We start from the raw sequence: 18,225 nt of genomic DNA, 5'->3' as shown, positions 1-18,225 counted from the left end.
TTCATGACATCGAGAGGCAGGTGACCTTGGCGTCAGCCGGCTGAGCGGCAGCTGTCGTTTCGATCTTTGCCAGTTGGTCGAGTGCGGATGAGCAGGCGAAGCCGAATTTCGCCGCGACGCGGTCTGATGCCTCGTTCAGCCCGGTGCGTGCACGTTCGACAAATTCAGTCAGCGGATAGGTGCACCCGGCTTCGAGATGGTGCGTTATGGCGGTCGAGGGCGAGTAGCAGCTCTCCTCCGTCCCATCAGGCCATCGGATTGTAAAGCGTACTTCAGGCATGGGCTATCTCCTTTGCAAGCGCGATATAGGGGGCTGCCGCGTAGTCCCAGAACGTTGCCCTGGCGCCACCGCTCGTCAGATCGATCCGGGAGCTGTCCGTTGCGTGACCGATGGCAGCTGCGCTGATGTCCCGAGCACCAAATACTGAGCAGACCTCGTTTGCACGTTCCCGCCGAACTGAAAGGAGGAAGCCAAAACTCGGAAATGTGCGCAGCCAGCGGTCGACTGCAACACCTGCCGGAAGCGGGATATCGGCAAGCTCGATGTCGAACCCGCAGCGAGATGATTCGGCCAACATAAGCGCGGTGCCGACAATGCCGCCCTGGCTGATGTCTTTTCCTGCATCCACCAGACCAGCCTCGGCAAGCTCCGGCAGGATCTCGTAGTCGCCACGCAGTCGTTCATGAGGTGCATCAAGGGCCGCGCACCAGTTGTCGAAGCTCGGCCGGTAATGCCCGCGATGATCGACGGCTGCGATAAGCACATCTCCAGGGGCGGCTGCAAAGCTGGAAATCAGCCTCTTCGCGCGTCCTGTCACGGATACGGCAAGATTGAGATCTTTGCTGCGGAGGTTCGTATGCCCACCGACGATCGGTACGCCGTAGGCAATCGCTGCATCCCGTAGACCGGTAAGCAGGGGTTCCGCAGACGCCGCGTCCGGTGCCCACACCGCATCGAGCAGCGCGGTCGCACGCCCTCCCATGGCAGCGATATCCGATAGATTGACCATCACGCCGCACCACCCGGCGAACCACGGATCGTCCTGCACGAACTGCGGCATGAAACCTTCCCCCGCAAGCAAATCCCAGGTGCCATCCGGAGCTGGAGTTGCGGCGGCATCGTCGCCCGGCATTCCCGGTGTTCCGGAAGATAGCGAAAGCGCGCGTGTCGTGGCCGCGATGTCGAGCTTGCTGCGGATCGATGGATGCTCTGCAAGCGCTGTCGCCAGGGCGGAGGGTTCCATTACGATCTCCGTGCTCTTGCCGACCAGCCGATGGCCGGGTCGCATATGGGGGGATAGTGCTCGAGTGAAGCCAGCATGTGCATGTGCCGCACGCCATGCAGGTCGATCTCTCCTTGCGGCTCCCAATGCAGCCGGCGAAAAAGAGGTACGTTCTGAAGCTGGACATGGGCGTGAAATTCTAGGCATCCGATGCCGTTGGCGGTGCTTACCGCAAGCCTGATCAGCTCCGCACCCAATCTTCCGACTTTGCGATATGCGGGAGCGACCGCAAGGCGCGAACCCCACCAGATGCCGGGTTCTGGCTCATGGATCCTGACAGTGCCCACGACGTCCGCAGGCTCGGCCGCCAACGTGGCGATTACCGCAAGGGGGATGGCACGAGCGTCGATTTCGTCGTGGTCGCTGCCGACGAAGATGCGCTGTTCCTCTACAAACACCTGGCGTCGAAGACGAGATACCCCTTGAAGTTCCCAGGTTTCAGTTGCTGCCCGGATGATGAATTCAGGGCAGATGAAGGTGGAGTGATCCATGAGGCTCATGCCGGGATCCTCAGTTTCTCGTAAGTTGAGAGCGCCGAGCACGCACCGCATTTTCCGCAACCGGCCTTGATATCCGAGGCCTTAAGTCCGCCGTCGATGATGATCTGCGACAGGGGAGCCAGGATGGAGGCCATGAAATCGGATTTCGGTGCGGGGTGACTTTCTAGCGGTGTGCCTGAGATAGGCACGAACGGGACGACAAATGGGTAGACGCCCATTGCGACCAATCGCGTGGACATATCCAGGATGGCTTCGCGCGTATCGCCCAGACCGGCGAGGATGTAGGTCGAGACCTGACCCCGCCCAAACACTTTGACTGCGGCCTCAAAGCTGGAAAAGTATTTTTCAAGCGGAACGCTTGCCTTGCCCGGCATGATCCGATCGCGGACTTCAGGTGTCACCGCTTCAAGGTGCATCCCCAATGCGTCTGCACCCGCGTTCTTCATTCGCTCATGCCAGACATCGTCTTCCGGAGGCTCGCATTGCACCTGAATCGGCAGGTCGACGACGGCCTTAACCGCGCGCGCACTCTCTGCCAAAACGGCAGCACCGCGGTCCTTGCCCGCAGGTGTGCCAGTGGTCATTACCATGTGCTTGACGCCGTCGAGTTCGACGGCAGCCTTTGCGACCTCTGCCAGTTGCGCGGGAGTTTTGTGCGCGACAGTCCGGCCGGCGGCAAGGCTTTGGCCGATCGAACAGAACTGACAGGTCTTCTTGCGGCTTTCATAGCGAATGCAGGTCTGCAGAATGGTCGTGGCAAGTACGTCGCGGGAATGAAGAACTGCGATCTTGTTATACGGAATGCCGTCTGCCGTGATCAGATCGTAAAAACGTGGCCGATTGGGAAATCGAATTCGGGCGACTTCTGATCCTTCCTTGGTGATGCGCGCCCGGCCCTCGGCATCGGGCGCTTCCACGAGATAGGGACTGTCGAATGCGGGTGCGGTATGTACCGGCACCATCACGGTTGTGTCTCCGAAATTGACCGCCTTATGGTCGGAAGGACCTGCGCCACCGCGCCTGCTCTCGTGGCCGGCACGCGGATCGACGAGACGCATTCCTCGTGTCTGGAGGTCGTTGATGAGTTCCGGATCTATCGATGGCAGCTCACGCATTATGAACCTCCTCAAATAGCTTGTCTTGCTCCGCATCGGGAAAATCGCCTGAAAGGCCGACCTGCTCGCGTGCGCGTGCGGGCGTCGTGTCATGGACAAGGTGCAGCAGTTCAGGCCGAGCATAGTGTCCGACCGAATCCATCATCCGCTTGCGCTTGGTAATGAGCCCCATGTCCAGATCGCCGATCAGGATGCCTTCGCCCGAGGTCAGCGGCGGTACGACATGGCGTCCTTCCGGCGTGATGATGCAGGTCATGCAGCCATCGCGCAGCCCCTTTTGCAAGGCGGGGTCCGGATGAATAGATGCGATCTGCTCCTCGCTCAGCCAGCCGGTGGCATTGACCACGAAACAGCCCGATTCCAACGCGTGGTGGCGCATGGTGACTTCGATTTGCTCGCCGAATATCGGGCCGACCAGTGAGCCCGGGAAATGAGAGGCGTGAATTTCCTCATGCTGGGCCATCAAAGTATAGCGGGCCAGAGGATTGTAATGCTCCCAGCATGCCAGGGCACCCACGCGACCGACGGCAGTGTCGACAACCTTCAGGCCGGCGCCATCGCCTTGGCCCCAGATCATCCGTTCGTGATAGGTCGGCGTGATCTTGCGACGCTTGAGTTTCAGGCTGCCATCCGCGTCGAAGATCAGCTGAGTGTTATAGAGCGAGCCGTGGTCGCGCTCATTGACGCCAAGGACGATAACCGCATTGCGTTTGCGCGCGGCGTCCGCGACGGCCCGTGTTTCTGCTGATGGTACCGTGACTGCTTCCTCATAAAGCCGAAGATGCTCAGGGCCTTGCTGGACAGGTGGCAGAACGAAACTGAAATAGGGATACCAGGGCACGAAGGTCTCGGGAAATACGATCAGCTCGGCGCCTTTGTCAGCAGCTTCGGCGATTGCATTGAGGACCCGCTCGACGGTGCCGGCGCGTGACGTCAGGTCGGGCGCGATCTGGACTGCTGCGGCACGTACTGTTTTGGGCATGACTGGCTCCTTTGAATAACCTGGAACGGCGCACCCCGTTCGCTGCCGAACGGGGTGTTGAGGTCAAATCAGACGGTCCATGTGTCGATGATCAGGGCGTTGGCCTTTTTGTGCAGAAGCACGCAGTCCAGGACGTCCTGAGGCAGGATCGGGATGATGCCGGGGATCAGAGCCGGTTCGCCGTGCCCATAAAGGGCCTGCAGAGCGAAACGACACGCATAGACCTTTCCGCCCTCCTTCATGAAGCGCTCAAGGTTCTTGTTGAAGTTCAGATGGCCCGGGAACGCTTCATCCCCGAGCTTGGGGAAACCTCGCTGGATCCCCAGTGTGACGCCCGGCCCGTAAAGAAGGATCGAAGTCTCATAGCCTTTCCGCTGCAGGCGGATGGCATTGAGAATGTTCACAAGCCCGATAGAGCCTTCGAACGCCACGGTGTGGAAGGTAACAAGCGCCTTTTCACCAGGATCGGCTTTTACGTCCTCAAAAACCTTGGACTCGTAGTCGACAAAGAAGTCACCATCCTTGTGCGGCGGCTGCGTTACTTCAGGCATGTCTGCATCTCCTTATGCGGGGTTGATGCAGAAACGATACGAAGGAAATTGAATGAATCAATAATCAGTTCAATGTCCATACAATAATTTTTCTCAAACTTGTAATTTTGCATTCTCAATATGCGAACTGCCTAAGAAAACAGCGTAAACGACGGATATTTGCTAAAATTCTGGGCGAGTTATTGTCTCGAATTTCAGCTTGAAAACACAATTTTCTATCCATACAATATGAAACAATCTTAACTCGGACGCGAAATAAAATGTTGAAATGGATCCCGCAACTCCGCCCTGACGGCAAGCCACGTTATCTTCAAATAGCAGATGCGATAGAACTGGCGATCAAGCGCGGCGATATCGCGGCCGGTGACCGACTGCCACCACAGCGCACGCTCGCCGAGCGTCTTGGGATCGATTTCACGACCGTCAGTCGCGCCTACAACGAGGCGCATTCGCGTCGCCTTGTGGAGAGCCATGTCGGGAGGGGCACCTTTGCCCTTGGTCGGCCGAAGGAGGAGCATCGGATCGATCCACGTCGGGCCAGCGACGAGGATTTGTCAATGAACATGCCTCCCGAACCTCAGGATCCGGACCTTGTGGCGCGGATGCAGGATGGGCTGCAGACTGTCTCAGCCAACCTGATCTCTCTTCTCCGTTACCAGTCCACGACCGGAGGCGAACAGGATAAAGCGGCAGCGTCTTCATGGCTTTCAAAAAGAGGGATGGTGCCAAGTCTTGAACGGATTGCAATAACACCCGGAGCGCATGCGACGATGACGGCGGTTCTTTCAACGATGACGAGACCGGGCGATGTTGTCCTGTGTGAGGCTGTGACGTATCCCGGTCTGAGAGCGATCGCAGCTCGTATGGGATTGCAACTCGTGGGAATTCCGATGGATGCTTCTGGCGTTATGCCGGATGCGCTTGACGCCGCTATTCATTTGCACCAGCCGAAGGCTCTTTATCTCAATCCGACGGTTCAAAATCCCACGACGTTGACCGTTCCACGGGACCGGCGCATGGAAATTGCCGAAGTGCTTCTACGCCACAGGCTCCCCTTGATTGAGGATGATGCATATGGCTTCATTCCTGCCGCAGCACCCGTTCCCTTTGCTACTCTGGCTCCCGACCTCACCTGGCACATCGGCGGTTTGGCAAAATGCCTTGGCGCGGGCCTGCGCCTCGCCTATACCGTTTCGCCTAGCGCAAAGGCTGCGTATTCCCTCTCCCAGGCAATGCGAGCTAGCGCTGTAATGCCGTCACCGATCTGCATGGCGCTCGCGACGCGGTGGATTGAGGACGGAACAGCCGACGCCATTCGCCACTTTGTCCGTTCGGAAAGCGCAGCCCGACATAAGATCGCCATCGAAGCGCTCCCGGACTTAGATGTGAGAGGCGAACCGGAGGCTTTCAGCATATGGCTAAAGCTGCCCAAGGGCTTCAGCAGGGCGGAACTCATGGGACGGATGGCCGGTCGTCATGTCGGGCTGATGCCATCAGACGCATTTACTGTTCTCGGCGCACCTGACGAACATGTCAGAGTGTGTCTTGGGGGCATCGTCAACCGCGAACAGCTGCGCGCCGGATTGCTATTCATGGCGAACTCGCTTTCTGACGCTGGCTGGATGGGCTGACGACATTCTCGAATCGGACGATACCTTTCATTGGATCGGCGGCGGCATCGACCCGCCGGACTTGGCAGTCGCCCTCAGCGAGGAAGAGTTTCGCGAAGCGAGGCAACGTGAACGGTTGTGGTAATTGCGACCACGCGGGCCCGCGATCTTCTCGTAATCCCCGATCTGCCAGGAGCCTCGTCGCGCTCGTGATCCAGGGTCATGGATCTGGGACAAAAGCGCCTGAATGAGCTTCAAACTGACATGCTGCCTGTTCCTGAAGTAACCACTGCTAATGTCCTGACCAACGGGCAGACCGATGCCATTTTCATCGCCGAGCGCGAGCGCATTGTCGCAGCCTCGGAACCCATCCTCCGGGATCTTCCGAGCGAGCGCGATCCTGACCGCAACGCAGACACGATAGACAGTTTTGTCGTGGATAGCACCTCGGACGGACTACGAATCATCCGAGCAGGCGCCCTGCGCGGTAGCGTACTTCACAAGCTGATGGAGGAGCTTCTTAATGGCGAACTGTCCCAAGGCGAGGAAGACGTCACTCGGCGGGCCGGACAATTGCTAGACCAACTGCAAGCCGCAGTGGATACCCAACCATCTATTCAACTCCTCGCGCGGCATCGGCTGGGCGAACAAGTAGCCTTGGAAGTGGTCGCAACCAAGTCGGGTCAATAGTTCCCGCTGGTCAGGCGTCTCCACACCTTCGGCCAAGGCACACATATCCATGACATGCGATATCTCGATGATTTTTCCGAGAAGCCGCTGAGCGCGCTCTTGCCTTGTGGCCTCGATAAGGAACTGCCGATCAATCTTTAGCTTGCGCACCGGTAGGGTACGCAACGTTGCCAACGAGGAGTATCCGGTTCCAAAATCGTCAAGCGCCCAAGAGGCGCCACTGGACGCCAGCACTTCCATCCGCTCAAGCACAGCCGCAGTATCGGTCGCCAGTGCAGTTTCGGTAAGCTCGAACTCCAGCAAGGACGGATCAATGCCCGCCTCACGAATGATCCTCGAAACCGACGACACTAACGAAGGATCCTGTAGCTGGACAGGACTAATGTTCACTGCCAGGCGTAGCGCTTGCGTGCGTGGGTTGTCGGACCAGTGCCTGAGGGTCTCGCAGGCCTGACGAAGCACTTCCAACCCAATCTCGCATATCAGAGTGCTTTCCTCCGCGAGATCGATGAAGGCATCGGGTGACAGCAGCTTACCGGACGGATGCCGCCAGCGCACGAGCGCCTCGGCACCAGTTACAATGCCACTACCACGCACCTGTGGCTGAAAGTACACCTCGATCTCACCGTTACGGACAGCTCGACCCAACTCGCGTTCCAGCCGCAGGCGCTTTCCACTATCGATGCGGTAGATGCCAAACACCATGGCCAGCAGCAGCATCGACGTCGTCGTATTCAGCTTTGCGCCCCATGCGCGCACCTCCAGTGGCGGCGAGATAGCTGGTGCGAGGGGGTCTAGCGCGCCCATCGCGAACGCAACAAAAGCGGCGATGCAAATCAGGGGGAAGATCAGCGTTCCATAGCGCTCGTGTCGCTCAAAAGTAAAAGCCGCTCCAGCGGCAAGCGGAAGCAGAAATAGGTGGGCCGACCGAGGAACCCAGGCGATGGGTGCATCGATCAGCGAAATGGCGCAGACGACCACAAAAACCCCGTGGGCAACGACAAGGAGCGATGAGCTATCGCTTCGCTTGCTGCGATGGAGGGCGAGCACGCCCACGCAGGTCAATCCGATGAACACTACCGACAGCTCGTAGCGACCAAAATAGAGGTAGCAGAGCGTCCACGCCAGCCCGAGACCGATGCAGGCCACGCCAGCCAGCTTGAGGATCACCGCCACCTTCTGTCTTCGCGGCTCGCTTTGCAATCTCATCTGAAGCGGAGGTAAGCCCGCCGGGGACCCATCTTTTTCTCTTCTCACCATTCGTCGAGGCACCTTTTGTCGCGATTCAAAGGTGATATCTCCAACCGCCGCGGGATTCACCGGCGCGAGTGTCGACTACAAGACTATGGCCGTATCCGCCAACCCAGATAGCTGGATTTCTACTGTGCGACCAGTTCCTGATCTGATCAGGGCTAACGAAGACTTTTATCATAGAAGCAAATTTCATCTAATCAGGTGCCCTGGGCTGCTGAGAAGGAACGGAATTGTCAACGGCGGAGTAAAGACCTCCCACGGGGTGGAGAAAAAGTTGGCCACTTTTGCGCCCCACCTTCGCGACTGAGACGATACTCATACGATTGTCGGCACGTCGCGCTTCTTTGCGCCAAGGCAATGCGGACATGACAAAAGGGCTGTCGCATGAAGAGGTTGATATGCTGGTGTCGCTACTTCGCCAGGTGCTTGATGACGTTGGGACACCTGAGACGTGACTAGCTCTCCAAGTGCCTTTACTAGGAAAGTTTCATTCGTGCTGGCAGCCTAAAATGCACGTCATGTGCAGCGGGCTATTGAGCACAGTCGCAGCAGGGTGCCTTGCTCCACCGGCTCACCGGATTTCGACACAATCAATGACCCAAAAGCTACATCGAATCAGGGCACCCCGGTCGCCACTAACCGCAAATGATGAGGCACGGGATTGGCTGAGGGCTGTTGCCTCGATTCGTTTGACCGTGCTACCTCAACCCGGTTCCGCCCAAGGGCTTTCGCCCGGTACAGCGCGCCGTCGGCGCTTGCAAGCATCCCGGCGAGGTCGTGGCAGTCAGGTGCCGCAAGGCCGATACTGACGGTGGCCTGGGTTTCCAAGCCCTCTGCCCGAGCGGCTGCTTTGGCGAACCGGCTTGCGATCGCCAAGCCGCGACTGAGAGCTTGGGAATGGTCGCACCGTGGCAGAAGCGCAGCGAATTCCTCACCGCCTAGCCGGACAATAAGCGCGTCGGGCCCCGCTTCTTCGCGGGCGGTTTCGGCGAACAGCTGCAAAACCTTATCTCCGGTTTGATGTCCATGACGGTCGTTGATCGCCTTGAAGTGGTCGAGGTCGAAGGCGAGCAGTGACACGGGGTCATCATGCCGCTCCCGGAGGATCCGAGATGCCTGCTCAAAAAAGGCGTGACGGTTTGCAAGCCCGGTCAACTGATCGGTTTGTGACACGCGGAGCAGGTGGAGCTTTTCCTCCTCTCGAATAATCATCAGAAAGGACATCGGCATCGCTACCGAGTACAAGACGGCCTCGTACATCGTCGCCTTCGCGACGATGGAGATAATATCTTGCCCGTACCGCTCAAGGAGAACAGGGGCAATGAACGCTCGGCCAAGGTAGAACACGGCATGGACGGCCGAGATCGATACTGCGATCGGACGTGAGCGCAATCGCTGGACCGTGCGGCTGCGCAGAAGTGTCCATGCTGTCAGGCCGCAGGTCAGCGCGATGGGGATAGACGAGACATGGTTCCAGAAGGCGGCCGGGAAGTGCGTGCCAGCGATCGCCCAGGCGATGGCTAGAAAGCTTAGCGCTGCGACGGACGACCAGAGATACCGGTGACCGTCGAGGCCAGCGATGGCGTTAAGGACAAGAAGGTAGCCCAACATCATTAGGATGTTGATCGCCCCCATGCCGAGCGCGACCGGAAAGTGGCTGCGGTTCATTGCAAGCATGCAGCCGAGAACGAACGCGAAGAGTGCTGCGGCCAGAACACCGAGCGCGCGTGAGCGACCTGGATGAGCCTGCCTTTCCCAAAGGAGAAGCGACGCTGACACCAGGAGCGTTCCGACTGTTAAGTACCAAAGGGTTTGTAAATCGATCTGCATCGCTCTGCCTGCCTTACGTCAAAGCCTACAGGGTGGTCCTTATAAGATTCTTTATGTCGCCTCTCATATTACCGACATGGTTGGCGTAGCGTTAAACTCGCTGTTGAGTGCCGGCACTGAAGCTCGGGGTGCTTGCGGCCAGATCTGGCAGCCCGCGATCACCCGTTCACCAGCTTTCGCCAAGCCAAAAGCAATGCCCCGGCCCAAGCCCGAAGCCGCACCGGTGATGAGTATCGTCTTCGACATGTTCAATCTCCTGAAAGCTAATGGTCAGATTGTAATCTCACCATTTCGAATCGCTATCCTGATTGCTTGTGCTGTCGTACTCACGCCCAGCCGATGACGGATACGCCGCAGATGGTTTTCGATTGTTCTTTCCGAAAGCCCCAGTGTCGCAGCAATCTCGAATTGCCGCCTACCCGCTGCTGTCCAGGTGAGGACTTCACGCTCTCGGTCCGAAAGGACTGCTATTGCAGACGCAACGGGCGCCTCAATCAATTTGCGTGCGGAGTAAAAAGCGGCCACGGCCAACAACGTCAAAATCCACTTCGTCGTTGGCGACGCATTGATCTGCGTCCCCCCCAGGCTCATGGCACCTTCAAGTCCCGAAGGGCCAAATACGGGAACTTGCAGTCCGTGAATGCCGGGCCCGCGCGGCAGATTGACGACGCGATATAGTTCGCCGTTCTCACGAAATGTTTTTGTCCAAAAAAACGGCTCCCGGGCACCGAGGATATGACGCGTTATTGCGCACCGCCGGATATATGTTTCTTCGGTGACTGGATCGCCATTTCCAAACCAATCTCCCTCAATCCAATAAATACGTTCTATTGGCTCCTCTCGCGCGGCGGACGCTGAGAACAGTACAAAGCGGTCGTAGCCGAACGGCGCGACGAGAGAGCGAACCTCGGTCTGAATCGTTTGGAACGTTTCGGCGGCATCAATCGCCAGAACGCTCTGAAACACTCTGTCTGCCGCGCCGGGGGCCTCCATCAGTTAGAAAATTCCTTCAGCATCGCCTGTGCGGCCAACTTTCCAAGATTATTACCCGCCATCGGGCTATCACCCGTCAGGAGTTTGCGATCCTGATGAACCGCGCCGGAGATATCATCGTTCAAGATTTCAAATCCGAGGGCTTCCAGCTTCTCGCCGAACTTCCATGTCAAATGACCGGGCATGTACCCGATATCAGGCGTCTTCGCGTCAATCGCGTCCGGGAAAGCGCAAATCTTGTAACCCTTGTAGATCTCACTGTTCTCTCCGACGGCAAGGAACCCTGCGGGCCCATGGCAGAGAGAGATCACGAATCTGTCGCTCGTTGCTGCCCATTTCAAAACCTCCCCGACATCCTTGCTCTCAGGAATGCCGATCAGTGCGCCGTGACCGCCTGGGATGAAGATGGCAGCATAGTCGTCCAAACCGCTGGCGATCACGTCCGCAAGCTTCAGGGGCTTTTTGAACTGTGGATGATACTTTTCGAAAAACCTCTTAACCTCGGTGTCTTCTGAAGGCATGGCCCAAAACTCGAACTTGACAGGATTGCCCGAGACGGTGGCGACATCGAAGGCAAAGCCGGCCTTATCCAGATGATACATTGGCAACAGCGTTTCCACTGGATGGTTTCCGGTCGAGAAAAAGCTGCCATTATCGGTCAGTAGATAGCGCTCATCGGCGCCGATCATGAGAACTTTCTTATCACCTTTATAGGCATTGGGATAATCAGCTCCGCTAAGATCGGACTTGGGTGAGGTAAATTGACTCAGCGAGTAAGGGGAAGGAAAGAACGCATTTTCCTCTGCCGGGTCGGGACGCGGATTTTTACTTTCGTTTTGCATTTCAGCCTTTTGGCCCTCCTGAACGATTAAGATGCCGATATTGTAACCCTCGTTCCCAAGACGGCAACGAGGGGTTTCCCTCAAAGCATTGGAAGGGGCGATGTCACGTTGTTCGCTTAATCCCCGACAAGAGGGCGTCGCGTTGATTTCCCGCTAAACAACGGCAGAGGTGAACCGTCATGGACGAAGGCCTGAGGATTTCAGGCCTCCGCCACTGCGTCTAAAGCGGTCCACCCGTCGCCAAAGGCTTCCACGATTGCTCTCGATCCGACTCGTCGGATAGATCGATGGTGACCACCGTGCCGGTTTTTATATGCCGGCGCATTGCGTTGGCGCGGTCAGAGGTTGCCTGGAGGAAACCACGTTCGTTCAGCTTCTGAAGCCGCAAGCGTGAAATCCTCAACTCCGACGCAAGTAAACGATCAAGGCGTGTACTGGTCGGAATAGGAGTTACCAGGTCGATCACCAATTTCGTCCAGTACTCGGCTTCACGCAGCGTGGTTTTTTCGATGGCGTAATCATCAAACTCATCAACCCTTTGCGCCTTCCGCTTCAGAGGTTCCAGGTTAAACGCCTCTGCCCGGACCCACTCAGGATCATTGGACTGCAACGCTACAAGGGTGTCGGGATTGATGTCGCGAACATTCTGCCGCTCGAAAATCGGCCGGTTCCAAGTCTTTTCGCATGCCAGGCATTTGTAGATGAGCCATGCATCGAGCTTGCGGCCGTTGGCGTTGAGCCGGATTTTGCCACTGGATTGAAATGCTCTCATGCCACCACATCCGCTGCATGCGATCCACGGCTGGGGAGGTGTTGTGGGTATAATGGTCCATTGGACCTGAAGTGTATTGCACATACCGTCTTGGTCTTCCGCTCGGAAGCCCACCAAGATGGTGCATGAGAAACCCCTGAAGGGCACGGTGTGGCGATGCTATTGGGCGGCTGAAGAGCTGAGACAGCGGAGCTGCACTGGCACATTGTAACAATGCCAAACCGGTCTCTTGCCGCCACCCGATGAACAGAATTATACACCGACAGCATATCGCTATCCGGCAGTAAGGGTGAAACTGGATTGAGACCGGTATTTACTTAGGCAAAGTCTACCTCGATGCGCCAACGCTCTTCAACCAAGAGCTATACCAAATGACCGGTTTGATTCGGAGTCCTTAACGGCAGTGGAAAGCTGAAACCTGAGGTGTTGCGGCTTTTTTGCAACTTCCGATGATGCGATTTGATCAGGCCGGTCGTTGGATACCCAGACGACGCATCTCACGATAGACAGTAGAGCGCCCAAGCCCAAGCTGCCGGGCTGCTTCCGTCGGAGATGTTTTTGCTTCGCTAAGTTTGATTGCCGCTTCGACCCTTTTCATGTCGAGCGGTTGCCGGCCTGGCAACTTCCCTTTCGTCCTTGCGGCGGCGATACCGTCCTTGGTACGTTCCGAAATCAACCTACGTTCAAAATGAGCGATGGCGCCGAAGGGCGTCGTCAACTTAACGGAATGTGGTTCATAACAGACCGTGACCCACTCTATCGCCGCCATCGCTTTCCCGCCGAGATCATCGCCCATGCGGTTTGGCTCTATTTCCGTTTCCCTCCGAGCCTGCGAATGGTTGAGGACTTTCTGGCTGCCCGTGGGATCGCTGTCTCGCACCAAACCGTCAGGCTGTGGGCGGAGAAATCCGGTCGTGCCTTCGCCAACGAGATCCGACGCCGATCATCCGGTCGGCTCGGAGATAAATGGCACCTCGATGAGGCCGTTGTTTCAATTTGCGGCAAGAAGCATTGCCTGTGGCGTGCTGTCGATCAGGACGGTTTCGTCCTGGAGGTTCTCGTTCAAAGCCGCCGAAACGCAAAGGCGGCGAAACGCCTGATGCGCAAGCTGTTGAAAGGACAAGGTCGCTCACCGCGTGTGATGATCAGTGACAAGCTGCGATCCTACGGCGCAGCAAAGCGAAAGATCATGCCCGGTGTCGAGCACCGTTCGCATAAAGGCTTGAACAATCGGGCAGAGAATTCTCACCAACCAATCCGGCGGCGAGAGCGGATCATGAAGTGCTTCAAGTCACAGCGACATCTACAACGCTTCGTCTCTATCCATGATCCAATTGCCAACATGTTCCACATCCCCGACATGACATCTCCTCCAGCCATCATCGCGAACTTCGTTCGCAGGCAATAGACCTGTGGGCGCAAATCGCTCGAATGTAAGCGGTACAACGCGGCCGGCGTCATCCTATTGCTTCTCGGCCGTTAACTTTACGATGCCGGTGGGCCAGTTGCGTTTCATTCATGCCGCGCCGGGGCAATTCTCGACTTTCGCTAGCGCCGAATGGATCGAAAAGACATTCCGGCAGATAATGTGAGCTCGCTGGAGGCTGGCCGTCTATTATTCGCTAATGCAGGCATGACGCGTGACAAAACCTCTGATAAGATCGCAAACCATTAGAGGATTTGTAACATGCCATCGTCGCAAAAAGCAAAGCTCAGAAGCCTGCTTGCTGCGCGCAGCATGATGCATGCGCATGAACTACGCAAGGCTGGCATCAGCGGACAAACGATCGCGCGCGCCGTCGAGGTCGGTGAAATCGAGCGTATCTCGCGCGGCGTTTATCAGAAGCGTGACGCGGAAGTCGAAGAGAACCAGATACTTGCTGAAGCCATCATGCGAGCGCCCAAAGGCGTGATCGCTCTGGTGTCGGCGCTCGCCTTCCACGGACTGACCGACCAGATGCCGCGGCGTGTCTGGATAGCGATCGGGACGAGCGATTGGGCGCCCGTGCAGTCCTATCCCCCGCTGCGTATGGTCCGCTTCACGGAACCCTATCTGCGACAGGGCATCGAAAATCAAGTGATCGCCGGCATTGACGTTCCGGTCTATTCGATCCCGAAAACCCTTGCTGACCTGTTCCGAAACCCCAAGCTGGTGGACCGATCGGTTGCTGTCGAAGGACTGCGTGCTGCTCTCCAGCAACGTAAGGCAACTCCAAGCGCAATCGCCCAAGCCGCGACGGCCGGCGGCGCCTGGAAGGTCATGCAACCCTATCTTGAGGCTCTCACCTCCAATGGCTAAAGAAACAGCGAACATAGCGAAGTCGGTCAAGGATCGGCTGCTCAATATCGCCCGCAAAGAAAGTCGCGCCTTCGACGTCTTGCTGGTGCGGTTCGCGCTCGAACGGCTGCTGTATCGCCTGTCAATCTCAGTGCATAGGGACCGCTTCGTCCTGAAAGGCGGTATGTTGGTCACGGTCTGGGTGGCCGACGACAATCGGGTGACGCGGGATGCGGACTTTCTCGGACATGTGGACGGAGATCCTGCCCGCCTGATCGCTGACTTCGCGTTCGTCTCAAGACTGCAGCCTATCTCGAAAGAACCCGCATCCCATTACAATCGACATCGGCTTCGGAGACGCTATGGCCGATGCGACGCAGCGGCTCGACTATCCAGCCCTGCTAGATTTTCCCGCTCCGCAGGTTCGTTCCTATCCGCCTGCAACGGTGATCGCCGAGAAATTCCAGGCGATGGTGGCGCTTGGTGTTCTCAACGGGCGCATGAAAGACTATTACGACCTGTGGGCGATACCGCGCGCGATCGACATTTGCTTACGCCGCATCGCTCGAACTAGACGCTGTTTCGCTGGAATCGATCATTGAACGCATTTGGGAGTTGGTCAGCCCGTCATGCGCGCGGATCGTAGCAAGAAACGAGAGTGAGGCATGACCGAGGGTATCACCATCATTGACGTCTGGGACGTCGAAACCTTCGACAGCGAGCTGCGCGGCGACCTCGACGCCCACGCCGATGTCATCCGCGATTACATGCTCACCTCACGCCACTCTCGCCGTCGCACTACAAGATGAGAGTTCTCAGCTCGGTTGTTCAATCCGTTATGCGAACGATGTTCGACGCGCGGCATCAACTGGGATTTTGCGGCCGAATAGGAACGCAGCTTGTCGGTCACCATCACGCGCGGGGCGGTCCCCTGGTGCTTGAGCACCTTTCTCATCAGCTTTAAGGCGGCCGCCTTGTTCCGTCGGCTTTGCAGCAGAGCGTCGAGCACGTAACCGTTCGCGTCGATGGCGCGCCACAACCAATATTTCTTTCCCTTGATCGTCACCACCATCTCGTCGAGCTGCCACTTGTCGTAGAAATGGCCTCGTGAACGGTGCCGCAGCAGATGAGCAAATTTCAAGCCGAATTTCGCCGCCCATTCCGAGACGGTCTGGAATGAGACGTTGATGCCGCGCTCAGCGAGCGGATCTTCAATGTCACTGAAGCTGAGCGGGAACCGATAATAGAGCCATACGGCATGAGCAATGATCTCAGCGGGAAATCGGTGGCGTCTGAAGTGGGCGAGAGGGGCTTCGGTCATGAAAACCCGATATCAGGTCATTTCGAACAGGCAGTTAAGGCGACGCCACCTTGCCGTGAGACAGCTTGGGCGGAAAACGCCGGAATAGGCAATGCGTTCCGATCAGTTGAGCATAGTTTCGATGTGATTATCCGTTGTGACGTTGACCTGGACTGACATGCCCTCGTAGTCAGCGCCCGTTCCGTCGTAACTTCCCCACAAAGGAACTGCCTGCTTCGGATCCCGCGCCACCCCAACACGGATAAGATCACGGTTGCCCACGATACCGTTGGTTGGGTCGAACTCAGCCCAACCGGCGCCCGGCAAATAGATCTGGCACCACGCATGGGTGGAACCGCCGCCAAGGGTGATTGATCCGTCTCGGTCTGGAACGTAGATATAGCCCGTGACGAACCTGGCCGCGAACCCAAGTGATCGAGCGGCCTCCATCATAAGTAGCGCGAAGTCGCGGCAGGTTCCCTTGCGAAGCTGCAGCGTCTCGGTCGGCGCTTGCGTTCCATGCTCTTGTCGTCGGGCATAGATGAAACTTTCATGGATGGCGTAGCACAACGTCATCAGCAGGTGCCCGGTTTCAGTGGGTTGCCCGATTCGCACGAATTGGCGCGCCCATTTACCGACCTGATCATGTGGATCAGCGTAATGGCGCTGGATGGTTCGTTCCAGATCCAGCGCTTCGTCTGGATCATATGAAAACGGGTAAGTCAAAGCGTCCTGATCGATTTGCAGATCAATTGCGACATAGGGTGTATGGTCAAGGCGAATGACGGTTTCGAAGCGGAGCTCACGTGAGGGTTGAGCAAAGCCTATGACTGCGACGCAGTTTCCGAACACATCATGGATCCAACGAAGATAGTCCGGTTCCGGGTCGATGAGGAGTCGGGAGCTCAGCAGCGTCTGATCGAAACTGTCTCTCGGTCTGAACAAAAGTCTGTGCTCTCCGAACTCAACCGGCCGTTTATAACGATAGGACGTGACGTGTCGGACGGTAAATATTGTCATCGATCACCGGGGGTACGAGGTCCAGGACGGCTGGTACCGTATCACTCTAAAGAAGCACATGCATTGTTACATCGTTCCAGCTGGCATGAGATAATCCGCGCGGGCGATGGCCCCCAACCTATTGGTGACAATCCGGCTGAGGTTGAAAACCGTGATGCAGCCTATCAAATGTCCCGAAGAAGCCCACGCCTAATCCACCTTGAGCCCGCCCGATGCGTTCGCGACGTTAAGCTAAAATCACTCTTTGTCCACTTTCAGCCGAAGCGAAAGATAGTTTTAAGTCGAAACTTCCGAAGAGGTCGTGATAACGCAACGGTCTGTCAGGGTAGATTCCTACTTCCGCGGTGTGGGGGTCAGCGGTTCACCTCTCATCAAGAGCAAAAAATGAACCTGTTACCCGTCTCAACGGCAGCGAATCTCCTAAGTCAAGCGTACTTTCGCCCGTCTCGAACGCTGAACCGGCGAGCCGCCTTAGCTCGACTGGGCGGCCGTGCTGAGCTTGCGACTTCCTTCAAGCAAATGACGCTGCAAAATTGCACTTGCAGCGTCGATATTCCGATCTCTGCAAGCCTTTAGCAGAGCACGGTGCTCCTCCTGCGATTGCTGCTCATAGTCCAAGCTGGATAGCAATACACGTACGTAGCGGTCGGCTGCATCATGGTGGGTAGCGATAAGGCCGATGAGCCGCTCATTTTGGCAGGCGCCGTAAAGTGTCATGTGGAACTGCTTATTCAGCGTCCCCCAACGTCCCACATCCTTCTCAGCGTCGATCTGGGCGAGAAATGTTGCCGCCCTGTCCAAATCGGCTGTCGTCAGCCCTACATATGATAGGCGCAAGGCTTCCGTCTCCAGTAGCGAGCGAATGGAATAGATCTCCGCAATCTCCTTGGCATCTATTCTTGCCACGAAGGCCCCCTTTGTCGGGTGAATGGTTACGAGGCCCTCGCTTTCCAGAAGCCTCAAGGCATCACGCACAGGCATGCGGCTGAACCCAAATCGTGCGGCCAGCTCGTCTTGTCGGAGCGCGACGCCACTGCGAAGCTCTCCACCGGAAATCGCTTCCCTGAGAACCCTTGCGATACGATCCGCCACGGTCTCCGGCCGGATGGTTTCAACATTTATTGCGACGAAATCGTTCATGGCCAACCTTCTCCGAGACAGCAATCATCTTGATCATGCCAAGCAACCTCGTATACGAGTATACC

General features: G+C 57.0%; 19 protein-coding genes and 3 pseudogenes. 6 read left to right on the top strand and 16 right to left on the bottom strand.

Going from position 1 to position 18,225, the window contains the following annotated elements:
* Position 1: 1 nt before the first annotated feature.
* The 6 genes from ACQZ45_RS18270 to ACQZ45_RS18245 all read right to left on the bottom strand — a co-directional run bounded on the left by ACQZ45_RS18270 (position 2) and on the right by ACQZ45_RS18245 (position 4,431).
* The gene (locus tag ACQZ45_RS18270) at positions 2–280 is read right to left on the bottom strand and encodes an MSMEG_0570 family nitrogen starvation response protein (protein WP_013637307.1); all 279 of its coding nucleotides are present in this window, start codon (positions 278–280) and stop codon (positions 2–4) included.
* Entirely contained in the window at positions 273–1,244 is a 972-nt protein-coding gene (locus ACQZ45_RS18265) for a sll0787 family AIR synthase-like protein (RefSeq protein WP_013637306.1), read from the bottom strand. The genes ACQZ45_RS18270 and ACQZ45_RS18265 overlap by 8 nt, the downstream gene beginning before the upstream one ends.
* Entirely contained in the window at positions 1,244–1,783 is a 540-nt protein-coding gene (locus ACQZ45_RS18260) for an MSMEG_0567/Sll0786 family nitrogen starvation N-acetyltransferase (protein ID WP_112179042.1), read from the bottom strand. Before ACQZ45_RS18260 ends, ACQZ45_RS18265 begins: the two co-directional genes overlap by 1 nt.
* Positions 1,780–2,898 (bottom strand): MSMEG_0568 family radical SAM protein, encoded by a 1,119-nt coding sequence (locus ACQZ45_RS18255; protein WP_112179040.1) that lies wholly within the window; start codon positions 2,896–2,898, stop codon positions 1,780–1,782. The genes ACQZ45_RS18260 and ACQZ45_RS18255 overlap by 4 nt, the downstream gene beginning before the upstream one ends.
* Positions 2,891–3,880: a Nit6803 family nitrilase gene (locus tag ACQZ45_RS18250; RefSeq protein ID WP_421415385.1), complete on the bottom strand. Its 990-nt coding sequence runs from the start codon at positions 3,878–3,880 to the stop codon at positions 2,891–2,893. Before ACQZ45_RS18250 ends, ACQZ45_RS18255 begins: the two co-directional genes overlap by 8 nt.
* A 68-nt stretch (positions 3,881–3,948) precedes the next feature.
* Positions 3,949–4,431: an MSMEG_0572/Sll0783 family nitrogen starvation response protein gene (locus ACQZ45_RS18245; RefSeq protein ID WP_013637302.1), complete on the bottom strand. Its 483-nt coding sequence runs from the start codon at positions 4,429–4,431 to the stop codon at positions 3,949–3,951.
* A 260-nt stretch (positions 4,432–4,691) separates the two neighbouring features.
* Between ACQZ45_RS18245 and ACQZ45_RS18240 the strand changes: the two genes are divergently transcribed.
* Positions 4,692–6,062, top strand: coding sequence for an aminotransferase-like domain-containing protein (locus ACQZ45_RS18240; RefSeq protein WP_013637301.1), 1,371 nt, complete (start codon positions 4,692–4,694; stop codon positions 6,060–6,062).
* A gap of 201 nt (positions 6,063–6,263) precedes the next feature.
* Positions 6,264–6,731, top strand: a complete 468-nt coding sequence (locus ACQZ45_RS18235; RefSeq protein WP_448742402.1) for a hypothetical protein — start codon at positions 6,264–6,266, stop codon at positions 6,729–6,731.
* On the opposite strand, the gene ACQZ45_RS18230 is transcribed toward ACQZ45_RS18235, so the two are convergent.
* The 7 genes from ACQZ45_RS18230 to ACQZ45_RS18200 form a co-directional block, all read right to left on the bottom strand.
* On the bottom strand, positions 6,618–7,901 hold the full coding sequence (locus ACQZ45_RS18230) for a putative bifunctional diguanylate cyclase/phosphodiesterase (protein ID WP_313593950.1): 1,284 nt from the start codon (positions 7,899–7,901) through the stop codon (positions 6,618–6,620). The two genes, ACQZ45_RS18235 and ACQZ45_RS18230, sit on opposite strands and share 114 nt — an antisense overlap.
* A gap of 699 nt (positions 7,902–8,600) precedes the next feature.
* Entirely contained in the window at positions 8,601–9,815 is a 1,215-nt protein-coding gene (locus ACQZ45_RS18225; RefSeq protein ID WP_111799477.1) for a GGDEF domain-containing protein, read from the bottom strand.
* A 63-nt stretch (positions 9,816–9,878) separates the two neighbouring features.
* Complete coding sequence (locus tag ACQZ45_RS18220; protein ID WP_041694748.1) at positions 9,879–10,061, bottom strand: SDR family NAD(P)-dependent oxidoreductase; 183 nt, start codon at positions 10,059–10,061, stop codon at positions 9,879–9,881.
* Between the two features lie 24 nt (positions 10,062–10,085).
* Positions 10,086–10,808: a PA1136 family autoinducer-binding transcriptional regulator gene (locus ACQZ45_RS18215; RefSeq protein ID WP_013637296.1), complete on the bottom strand. Its 723-nt coding sequence runs from the start codon at positions 10,806–10,808 to the stop codon at positions 10,086–10,088.
* Positions 10,808–11,650 carry a glyoxalase III HchA gene (gene hchA / locus ACQZ45_RS18210; RefSeq protein ID WP_013637295.1) on the bottom strand — a complete coding sequence of 281 codons (843 nt, stop codon included), beginning with the start codon at positions 11,648–11,650 and terminating at the stop codon, positions 10,808–10,810. The genes ACQZ45_RS18215 and hchA overlap by 1 nt, the downstream gene beginning before the upstream one ends.
* A 220-nt stretch (positions 11,651–11,870) precedes the next feature.
* The gene (locus ACQZ45_RS18205) at positions 11,871–12,506 is read right to left on the bottom strand and encodes a DUF1062 domain-containing protein (protein WP_013637294.1); all 636 of its coding nucleotides are present in this window, start codon (positions 12,504–12,506) and stop codon (positions 11,871–11,873) included.
* Between the two features lie 379 nt (positions 12,507–12,885).
* Positions 12,886–13,218 carry a recombinase family protein gene (locus ACQZ45_RS18200; RefSeq protein ID WP_436628394.1) on the bottom strand — a complete coding sequence of 111 codons (333 nt, stop codon included), beginning with the start codon at positions 13,216–13,218 and terminating at the stop codon, positions 12,886–12,888.
* On the opposite strand from ACQZ45_RS18200, the pseudogene ACQZ45_RS18195 reads away from it, so the two are divergent.
* The 4 genes and pseudogenes from ACQZ45_RS18195 to ACQZ45_RS18180 all read left to right on the top strand — a co-directional run bounded on the left by ACQZ45_RS18195 (position 13,150) and on the right by ACQZ45_RS18180 (position 15,302).
* Positions 13,150–13,859, top strand: a pseudogene (locus ACQZ45_RS18195) (IS6 family transposase). The gene ACQZ45_RS18200 and the pseudogene ACQZ45_RS18195 sit on opposite strands and share 69 nt — an antisense overlap.
* 250 nt (positions 13,860–14,109) lie before the next feature.
* On the top strand, positions 14,110–14,721 hold the full coding sequence (locus ACQZ45_RS18190; RefSeq protein WP_113292415.1) for a type IV toxin-antitoxin system AbiEi family antitoxin domain-containing protein: 612 nt from the start codon (positions 14,110–14,112) through the stop codon (positions 14,719–14,721).
* Positions 14,714–14,917: pseudogene (locus ACQZ45_RS18185) on the top strand (nucleotidyl transferase AbiEii/AbiGii toxin family protein); the annotation flags it as partial. The gene ACQZ45_RS18190 and the pseudogene ACQZ45_RS18185, both read left to right, overlap by 8 nt.
* 145 nt (positions 14,918–15,062) lie before the next feature.
* The gene (locus ACQZ45_RS18180; RefSeq protein WP_013637289.1) at positions 15,063–15,302 is read left to right on the top strand and encodes a nucleotidyl transferase AbiEii/AbiGii toxin family protein; all 240 of its coding nucleotides are present in this window, start codon (positions 15,063–15,065) and stop codon (positions 15,300–15,302) included.
* 176 nt (positions 15,303–15,478) lie between these two features.
* Here ACQZ45_RS18180 and ACQZ45_RS18175 read toward each other — a convergent pair.
* From ACQZ45_RS18175 to ACQZ45_RS18165, 3 genes and pseudogenes are all read right to left on the bottom strand, one after another.
* A pseudogene (locus ACQZ45_RS18175) lies at positions 15,479–16,021 on the bottom strand (IS6 family transposase); the annotation flags it as partial.
* A 102-nt stretch (positions 16,022–16,123) separates the two neighbouring features.
* Entirely contained in the window at positions 16,124–17,020 is an 897-nt protein-coding gene (locus ACQZ45_RS18170) for a transglutaminase family protein (RefSeq protein WP_025591211.1), read from the bottom strand.
* A 471-nt stretch (positions 17,021–17,491) separates the two neighbouring features.
* Complete coding sequence (locus ACQZ45_RS18165; protein WP_025591213.1) at positions 17,492–18,160, bottom strand: GntR family transcriptional regulator; 669 nt, start codon at positions 18,158–18,160, stop codon at positions 17,492–17,494.
* Between the last annotated feature and the right edge of the window lie 65 nt (positions 18,161–18,225).

Source organism: Agrobacterium sp. 16-2014-1-2a, assembly GCF_053522705.1.
This window is presented reverse-complemented; position numbering and strand designations above follow the sequence as displayed.

Excerpts from the sequence above, each read along its gene's own strand:
- ACQZ45_RS18270 (WP_013637307.1), bottom strand. The coding sequence starts at position 280 with ATGCCTGAAGTACGCTTTACAATCCGATGGCCTGATGGGACGGAGGAG.
- ACQZ45_RS18265 (WP_013637306.1), bottom strand. The coding sequence starts at position 1,244 with ATGGAACCCTCCGCCCTGGCGACAGCGCTTGCAGAGCATCCATCGATC.
- ACQZ45_RS18260 (WP_112179042.1), bottom strand. The coding sequence starts at position 1,783 with ATGAGCCTCATGGATCACTCCACCTTCATCTGCCCTGAATTCATCATC.
- ACQZ45_RS18255 (WP_112179040.1), bottom strand. The coding sequence starts at position 2,898 with ATGCGTGAGCTGCCATCGATAGATCCGGAACTCATCAACGACCTCCAG.
- ACQZ45_RS18250 (WP_421415385.1), bottom strand. The coding sequence starts at position 3,880 with ATGCCCAAAACAGTACGTGCCGCAGCAGTCCAGATCGCGCCCGACCTG.
- ACQZ45_RS18245 (WP_013637302.1), bottom strand. The coding sequence starts at position 4,431 with ATGCCTGAAGTAACGCAGCCGCCGCACAAGGATGGTGACTTCTTTGTC.
- ACQZ45_RS18240 (WP_013637301.1), top strand. The coding sequence starts at position 4,692 with ATGTTGAAATGGATCCCGCAACTCCGCCCTGACGGCAAGCCACGTTAT.
- ACQZ45_RS18235 (WP_448742402.1), top strand. The coding sequence starts at position 6,264 with ATGGATCTGGGACAAAAGCGCCTGAATGAGCTTCAAACTGACATGCTG.
- ACQZ45_RS18225 (WP_111799477.1), bottom strand. The coding sequence starts at position 9,815 with ATGCAGATCGATTTACAAACCCTTTGGTACTTAACAGTCGGAACGCTC.
- ACQZ45_RS18220 (WP_041694748.1), bottom strand. The coding sequence starts at position 10,061 with ATGTCGAAGACGATACTCATCACCGGTGCGGCTTCGGGCTTGGGCCGG.
- ACQZ45_RS18215 (WP_013637296.1), bottom strand. The coding sequence starts at position 10,808 with ATGGAGGCCCCCGGCGCGGCAGACAGAGTGTTTCAGAGCGTTCTGGCG.
- hchA (WP_013637295.1), bottom strand. The coding sequence starts at position 11,650 with ATGCAAAACGAAAGTAAAAATCCGCGTCCCGACCCGGCAGAGGAAAAT.
- ACQZ45_RS18205 (WP_013637294.1), bottom strand. The coding sequence starts at position 12,506 with ATGTGCAATACACTTCAGGTCCAATGGACCATTATACCCACAACACCT.
- ACQZ45_RS18200 (WP_436628394.1), bottom strand. The coding sequence starts at position 13,218 with ATGGGCGATGATCTCGGCGGGAAAGCGATGGCGGCGATAGAGTGGGTC.
- ACQZ45_RS18190 (WP_113292415.1), top strand. The coding sequence starts at position 14,110 with ATGCCATCGTCGCAAAAAGCAAAGCTCAGAAGCCTGCTTGCTGCGCGC.
- ACQZ45_RS18180 (WP_013637289.1), top strand. The coding sequence starts at position 15,063 with ATGGCCGATGCGACGCAGCGGCTCGACTATCCAGCCCTGCTAGATTTT.
- ACQZ45_RS18170 (WP_025591211.1), bottom strand. The coding sequence starts at position 17,020 with ATGACAATATTTACCGTCCGACACGTCACGTCCTATCGTTATAAACGG.
- ACQZ45_RS18165 (WP_025591213.1), bottom strand. The coding sequence starts at position 18,160 with ATGAACGATTTCGTCGCAATAAATGTTGAAACCATCCGGCCGGAGACC.